Source organism: Wenjunlia tyrosinilytica, assembly GCF_014646055.1.
GTDB classification, from domain to species: domain Bacteria; phylum Actinomycetota; class Actinomycetes; order Streptomycetales; family Streptomycetaceae; genus Wenjunlia; species Wenjunlia tyrosinilytica.
In genome coordinates, this window is record NZ_BMMS01000029.1 from 98,085 (window position 1) to 105,626 (window position 7,542).

Sequence of the window (7,542 nt, forward strand, 5' to 3'; positions counted from 1 at the left end):
GGCCATGACTGTTGAGGCACCGGTCCACGGTGTGGACCCCGTTGTCCTGGAGGTCGTCGAGGGCACCCTCGCGTCGGTGGAGATGGAGGTCGAGGCCGCCATCGCCCGCACCTCCCGCTCCCCGATGATCCGGGACGCCCACGACTTCCGGGCAGGAATCCACGACCGCGCGCTGCGCAAGCTGACCGGCCGCTCGTACTCCGCACTCGTCCACCCCGTCGCCCGGGACTTCCCCCTGCACACCATGCGGCCGGGCGATGTGTTCTTCCACAACGACGTCTACGAGTCCGAGGGCGGCATCGGCCACCTGCCCGACCTGTGCGTGACCGTCCCGGTCTTCCACAGAGGTGAGGTCGTCGCTTTCGTGCAGGCCTTCGGCCACCACGACGACATCGGAGGCGGCTGCCCCGGGTCGATGCCCTCGGGCGCGACGAGCATGTACGAAGAGGGCCTGATGGTGCCCCCCATCAAACTCTGGGACCAGGGCGTACCCAACCAGGCTGCGCTGCGCATCATGACCCGCAACTCGCGCATGCCCGACTCGCTCGCCGCCGACCTGGACGCCGAGTGCTCCGCCTGCCTGATGGGCTCGCGTCGCCTGGCCGAGCTGTTCGAGCGGTACGGCCGAGACACCGTCGAGGCGTGCTTCGACGCCATCCTCGACAAGACCACGCAGACCTACCGCCGCGAGATCCTGTCGAAGATCCCCGACGGCTCCTACGTCTGGGAGGACTACGCCGAGCACGACGGCGTGGACGAGCCGATGCTCCACACGCAGCGGATCACCCTCACCAAGACCGCCGACAAGATACTCATCGACTTCACCGGCACCTCGCGCCAGGCGAAGGGCCCCATCAACCACTGCGGCGACTACGCGGACGGCAACTTCCTCAAGAAGTGGCTCGCCCCCATCCTGCGCAACCTGGCCGACACCCCGGAGCGCATGGCCGAACTCGACGTCAACGAGGGCGTGGTACCGCTCATCGAGATGCGCTTCCCGGAGAAGGGCACCCTGCTCACCCCCGTCTTCCCCGCGCCGACCAACGCCCGCACCTTTGTCATCCTGCGGCTGCTCGGTGTGCTCGCGGGCGTCCTCGCCAAGGCGGTGGACGGCCGGATGCCCGCCGACCAGGAGACGATCCGCTACACCGGTGTGTACGGCGACGACGCGCAGGGACGCCCCTACCTGATGCGCGAAGTGCTCGGCGGAGGCTCGGGCGGCCGGTACTACGCGGACGGCGAGGACACCATCCACGTGGTGCCCGACTCCCGCAACCTGCCCACTGAATTCACCGAGTCCCGCTTCCCGTTCCGGGTGGAGCGCCTGGGCCTGGCGGTCGACTCCGGAGGCCCTGGCAAGTACCGGGGCGGCCTGGGCTACGAAAAGCACATCCGGATGCTGCAGGACGCCTCGTTCATGTCCATCGCCGACCGGTCGATCCTGTCCTGCTGGGGTGTCAAGGGCGGCAAGGCCGGACGTCCTTTCCAGGTCGTCATCGACCCGGGAGGCCCCAACGAGCGGACCATGGACGGCCTGGTGGACGACGAGCCGGTACGCGCCGGGGAGGTCATCTGCATCCGCACCACCGGAGGGGGCGGCTGGGGCGACCCGCTGGAGCGCGAGGTGGCCTCGGTGGTCCGCGACGTCCGGTGGGGCAAGGTCTCCGCGCGGGGCGCGCACGACGACTACGGCGTGGTCGTCGTCGGCGCCGGTGACGACCTGGCGGCGGACGAGGACGCCACCGCCGCGCTCCGCGAGCGGCTGCGGGCCGAACGCCCCGAGGTCGAACCCTTCTTCGACCGCGGGCCGGGCTACCAGAAGCTCTCCGACGGCCGCACCTACGCGGACGTGGACTTCCTGTAGACGGCCCCGCGCGGTCCTTCGGTGCCCTCCCACCGGGGACCGCGCCGCGGTCGGCGCCGGCGGCACGGGCGGGTACGGCAGCAATCGGCCGGGGATCGCCGCCTCCTCGGCAGCCCCGGCGGCCAACCCCTCGCCCCGCCCGGACTCAACGAATCCCGGGCCACGCCCTCCGATAGGCAAGGAGACACCCCCGTGAACGGTCCCCTTTCCGGCCTCGTCGTGCTGGATCTGTCCCGAGCTCTCGCCGGGCCCCACGCCGCGATGATGCTCGGCGACATGGGAGCACGTGTCATCAAGGTCGAGAACCCGAGCGGCGGCGACGACAGCCGCGGCTGGGGGCCGCCGTTCGTCGGTCCCGAGGACGCCCTCGAGTCGACGTACTTCCTCTCCTGCAACCGCAACAAGGAGTCGGTGGTACTCGACCTCAAGTCGCAGGACGGCCGCGGCGCCCTGTCCCGCATGGTGCGCCGCAGCGACGTGCTGGTGGAGAACTTCCGTACCGGAGTCCTCGACCGGCTCGGCTTCCCGGTCGAGGAGCTGCACCGGCTCAACCCCCGGCTGATCGTGCTGTCGATCACCGGATTCGGCCACGACGGACCCGAGGGCGGAAGGCCGGGCTACGACCAGATAGCCCAGGGGGAGGCCGGGCTGATGAGCCTGACCGGGCCCGACCCGGACCACCCCACCCGGGTCGGCGTGCCGATCGCCGACCTGCTGGCCGGTATCTACGGGGCCTACGGGGTGGTCGCGGCGCTCCACGAACGGGAACGCACCGGCCTCGGCAGGGTGGTGCGCACCTCGCTGCTCGCCGCCGTCGTCGGTGTCCACGCCTTCCAGGGCACCAACTACACCGTGGCGGGCCGGGTCGGACGGGCCCAGGGGAATCTGCATCCGTCCCTCCAGCCGTACGGTGCCTACCGGTGCCGGGACGCCGTGATCCAGGTGGCGGTCGGCAGCCAGGGGCTGTGGTCGCGGTTCGCCCCGATGGTGGGCCTGGATCCCGCCGACCCCCGGTTCGCCGCCAACGCCGACCGCGTGGAGCGTGCGGCGGAGTTGGCCGAGCACATCAACGCGGCGTTCGCCGAGCGCGATGTCGACGAACTGCTCGCCGAGCTGTCGGCGGCGGGCATCCCCGCGGGGGAGGTCCGCACCCTGGACCGGGTGTACGAGTGGGAGCAGACCCACTCCCAGGGGCTCGTCGTCGACGTCGACCATCCGACGCTCGGCCGGGTCCGCCTGCCCGGTCCACCGATCCGATTCGACGGAGGCATCCGGCAGCGTCACGCCGCCCCGCCGGTCCTCGGCGAGCACACGCAGGCCGTTCTGGCCTGGCTCGACCACCATGACGGGGACGCCGACGCGGCCGGGCTCCCCAGGCCGGCCGGGAAGGACAGTCCGACCGGGCAGGACGGGCCGACCGGGCCCGCCCGGGCCCCGGTCGGCGTTCCGCCCCTGCCCGGCGCCGCCGCCCGCGGCGAACACGCGGCCCCGCGCGCCGTCGACGAGAGCCACAGCCGCCCCTGCGCTCCCGTGGGACGACGGTGACCGGGCGCCCCCGCACCGGCGCGCACGACCTGATCGGGCAGGTCCTCGACCCGGGCACCTGGATCAGCTGGGACACCGCTCCCGAGCAGCCCCACGGCATCAGCGCGGTGTACGCCGAGCAACTGCGGCTGGCGGCCGACCGCGCCGGAACGGACGAGTCGGTCGTCACGGGGGAGGGCACCATCGCCGGACGCCGGGTGGCGGTGGTGGCATGCGAGTTCGCGTTCCTGGCCGGATCCATCGGAGCCGCGGCGGCGGCCCGCGTGGTCGCGGCGGTCACGCGGGCGACAGCACAGGGCCTGCCGCTGCTCGCGTCGCCCGCATCCGGCGGCACCCGGATGCAGGAAGGCACCCTGGCCTTCGTCCAGATGGTGCGGATCAGCGGGGCCGTGGCGGCGCACCGAGCGGCCGGGCTGCCGTATCTGGTGTATCTGCGCGGGCCGACCACCGGCGGAGTGCTCGCCTCGTGGGGCTCGCTCGGGCATGTGACGGCCGCCGAGCCCGGCGCGCTCATCGGGTTCCTCGGACCACGGGTGTACCAGGCGCTGCGCGGGGAGCCGTTTCCCGAGGGGGTCCAGGTCGCTGAGAACCTTCACGCGCACGGCCTGGTCGACGCGGTGCTGGAACCGGAGCGGCTGCGGCACACGGCCGCCCGGGTGCTCGGGATCGTGGCCGCGCCGCGCGAGGGCCGCACCCACGTGCCCCCGCTGCCCCGCGAGAAGCTGCCGCCGACATCGGCCTGGACATCGGTGCTGAGATCCCGCCGCCCCGACCGGCCCGGCGTGCGCGCTCTGCTGCGCCAAGGGGCGTCGGAGTCAGTGCCCCTGCACGGGACCGGCGAGGGGGAGAGCGACCCCGGGCTGCTGCTCGCGCTGGCCAGATTCGGCGCGGCACCCTGTGTGGTCCTCGGTCAGGACCGGGCCAGGCAGGAGACCTTCGGTCCATTCGGCCCCGCCGGGCTGCGAGTCGCGCGGCGCGGCATGCGGCTGGCCGCGGAACTCGGCCTGCCGCTGGTCAGTGTCGTCGACACCGCGGGCGCGGCGCTGAGCAAGGAGGCGGAAGAGGGCGGCCTGGCCGGCGGGATCGCCCGCTGCCTGGCCGAACTGGTCACACTGCCCGCGCCCACGCTGTGCCTTCTGCTCGGTCAGGGCGCCGGCGGCGGAGCCCTGGCGCTGCTTCCCGCCGACCGGGTGCTCTGCGCCGAGCACGCCTGGCTCGCCCCGCTGCCCCCCGAGGGCGCTTCGGCGATCCTGCACCGCACCACCGACCGCGCGCCCGACGTGGCCGAGGACTTGGGGGTGCGCTCCACGGACCTGCTCCGCGGCGGAGTTGTGGACCGCATCGTCGCGGAGCGACCGGACGCCGCCGACGAGCCCGGGGCGTTCTGTACCCGCCTGGCGCAGGCACTGGAGTACGAACTGGTGCAGCTGCTGAGGAAGCGGCCCCCACCCGAAGGCCGGACGTCCCGCCTGGACCGCCATGCGCTCCTGCCCGAAGACAGCCCCGTGCACCTGGCGGCCCTGGCGCATTCCGCCAAAAATCCCGACCACGGATGGCAGTAGATGCCCGTGAACCCCCTTGGACCCGTCCCTAGAGTTCCGCCATCGGCCACGGCGCCGCTTCCTCCGGAACACAGCGAACCACCCATGAGCACACGACCCGCGAAGAGAGCTCCGAGCATGGCAACCCCACAGCGCAGGCGGGTCCTGGTGGCCCTCGGCGGCAACGCCATGACGGGCCCCGACGGATCGGCGACACCGGCGGCCCAGCGCGCGGCGGTGGCCCTCGCGGCCGAGTGCGTGGCCGACGTGGTCGCCTCGGGTGCCGAGGTCGTGGTCAGCCACGGCAACGGTCCGCAGGTCGGCAACCTGCTGGTCAAGAACGAACTGACCGCCGATGTCGTACCGGCGGTCCCGTTGGACTGGTGCGTTGCGCAGACCCAGGGCACCCTCGGCTTCACGGTCGTCTCCGCGCTGGAGTCCGCGATGCGTCGGCGTGGGCTGAGCGTCCCGGCCGCCGCGGTCGTCACACGCACGCTGGTCGACCCGGACGACCCGGCCTTCCAGCGGCCCACCAAACCGGTGGGCCGCTACCTTCCCCGCGAGGAGGCACTGCGGCATGTCGAGTCGGGCCAGCACTGGGAGGACCGCGGCGCCCCCGGCTGGCGGCGTGTGGTGCCTTCGCCCCAGCCGCTGGCGGTGCTCGACGCCGAGGCCGTCCGGACCCTGCTGGCCGCGGGCTTCGTCACCGTCGCCGCGGGCGGCGGCGGCGTCCCCGTGGCCCGCGACGGCGACAACGGCGAGCACGGCGTGGAGGCGGTCCTCGACAAGGACCTGACGGCCGCGCTGCTCGCCGAGGCGGTCGGGGCGGACATGCTGGTCATCGCCACCGATGTGTCCCACGCGCTCCTGGACTTCGGCACGCCGGACCAGCGGCCGATCGGCCGGGTGAGCCCGCAGGAGCTGCGCGGGTACGCGGACGACGGCCAGTTCGCGGGGGGAAGCATGGGCCCCAAGGTCGAAGCGGCCCTGCGCTTCGCCGAAGGCGGCGGGCGGGCGGTCATCACCTCGCTGGACCGCATCGCGCAGGCCGTGACCGGCACGGTCGGCACGGTCGTTGAGCAGGCCCGCGCCGCCGCACACCACTGACCCCCGCCCGGGAATCGAAACCGGGACGGGAGGCGGGAACAGGAACGGAACCGGATCGCCGTCACAACCGACGAGGAAGAGGTAGCACTGATGCCCAGGCCGATCGAAGTCCACAAGATTGCCATCGAAGGCGTCACCGACGCCTCCGGTCTGGTCGATCTCATTGATGACGGCGTGTTCACCGCCGACGACGTCCTCGCGGTCATCGGCAAGACCGAGGGCAACGGCGGCGTGAACGACTACACGCGCATCCTGGCCGACCGCGCCTTCCGCAAGGTCCTCGTGGACCGGGGAAGCCGGACCCCTCACGAGGCCGAAGAAGTGCCCCTGGTCTGGTCGGGCGGCACCGACGGGGTCATCTCGCCCCACGCCACCGTGTTCGCCCACGCCCCCGAGGGCCGCTACGAGCCCAGCTCCGAGCCCCGGCTGACCGTCGGCGTGGCGATGAGCGATGTGATCATGCCGGAGGACATCGGCCGTCCCGCCATGGTCGAGAAGGTCGCGGCCGGAGTACGCGACGCCATGAAAGCGGCCGGCATAACCGACCCCGCCGATGTGCACTATGTGCAGACCAAGACACCGCTCCTCGTGCTCGAGACCATCAACGAGGCCAAGAGCCGCGGATTCGACGTATGGACAGAGGACACCCTCAAGTCGATGGATGTCTCCAACTCCACGACGGCCCTGGGCATCGCCGTGGCGCTCGGCGAGATCGGGATGCCGGAGGCGAAGCAGATCCACCGCGACCTCTCCCTCTACTCGTCGGTGGCGTCCTGCTCCTCCGGTGTGGAACTGGACCGTGCGCAGATCGTCGTCGTGGGCAACGCCACGGGCCTCGGCGGCCGCTTCCGCGCGGGCCACAGCGTGATGAAGGACGCCCTGGACACGGACGGGATCTGGGCGGCGATCCGCTCGGCCGGCCTGGACCTGCCGGAGCGGCCGCACCCCAGCGACCTGGGGGACCGGCTGGTCAACGTCTTCCTCAAGTGCGAGGCCGATCCGGCGGGCCGGGTACGAGGACGGCGCAACATCATGCTCGACGACTCCGACGTCCACTGGCACCGGCAGATCAAGGCCGCGGTGGGTGGAGTCACCGCATCCGTCACCGGCGATCCGGCGGTGTTCGTCTCGGTCGCCGCCGTCCACCAGGGCCCGTCGGGCGGCGGCCCGGTCGCCGCGATCGTCAAGGCGGACTGACCGGGGCCGCCCTGGCAACACAGACGGCCCGTCCAACAGTGTCGATGACACTGTTGGACGGGCCGTTGGCGTGTCGTGACCCGGAGCTGTCCCTGACCGCGACCGTCAACCGCATCTGAAAACGTGGAGACTAGCTGCCGTCGCCGGATCCGTCCGCGCTGCCGGAGTCCGCGGCTTGCTGGTTGTCGGCTTGGTTGTCGTTGGTGGGTTGTTCGTCGGTGGTGGGTGTGTCCTGGGGTTGTTCGTCGGTGGTGGGTGTGTCCTGGGGTTGTTCGTCGGTGGTGGGTG

5 protein-coding genes are annotated in these 7,542 nt (G+C 72.1%); all 5 read left to right on the plus strand.

What is annotated here, in order from left to right; all coding sequences use genetic code 11:
- Window positions 1-4: 4 nt before the first annotated feature.
- The 5 genes from IEY86_RS27895 (at window position 5) to bar (ending at window position 7,254) form a co-directional block, all read left to right on the plus strand.
- Window positions 5-1,864, plus strand: coding sequence for a hydantoinase B/oxoprolinase family protein (locus IEY86_RS27895; protein ID WP_189134643.1), 1,860 nt, complete (start codon window positions 5-7; stop codon window positions 1,862-1,864).
- Window positions 1,865-2,056: 192 nt separating this feature from the next.
- The gene (locus IEY86_RS27900; protein WP_189134644.1) at window positions 2,057-3,409 is read left to right on the plus strand and encodes a CaiB/BaiF CoA transferase family protein; all 1,353 of its coding nucleotides are present in this window, start codon (window positions 2,057-2,059) and stop codon (window positions 3,407-3,409) included.
- Window positions 3,406-4,971, plus strand: coding sequence for a carboxyl transferase domain-containing protein (locus IEY86_RS27905; RefSeq protein ID WP_189134645.1), 1,566 nt, complete (start codon window positions 3,406-3,408; stop codon window positions 4,969-4,971). The genes IEY86_RS27900 and IEY86_RS27905 overlap by 4 nt, the downstream gene beginning before the upstream one ends.
- Window positions 4,972-5,088: 117 nt before the next feature.
- A complete protein-coding gene (locus IEY86_RS27910) occupies window positions 5,089-6,057 on the plus strand; it encodes a carbamate kinase (RefSeq protein WP_189134646.1) in 969 nt (322 codons plus the stop codon).
- A 90-nt stretch (window positions 6,058-6,147) separates the two neighbouring features.
- Complete coding sequence (gene bar, locus IEY86_RS27915; protein ID WP_189134647.1) at window positions 6,148-7,254, plus strand: barbiturase; 1,107 nt, start codon at window positions 6,148-6,150, stop codon at window positions 7,252-7,254.
- The last annotated feature ends 288 nt before the right edge of the window (window positions 7,255-7,542 follow it).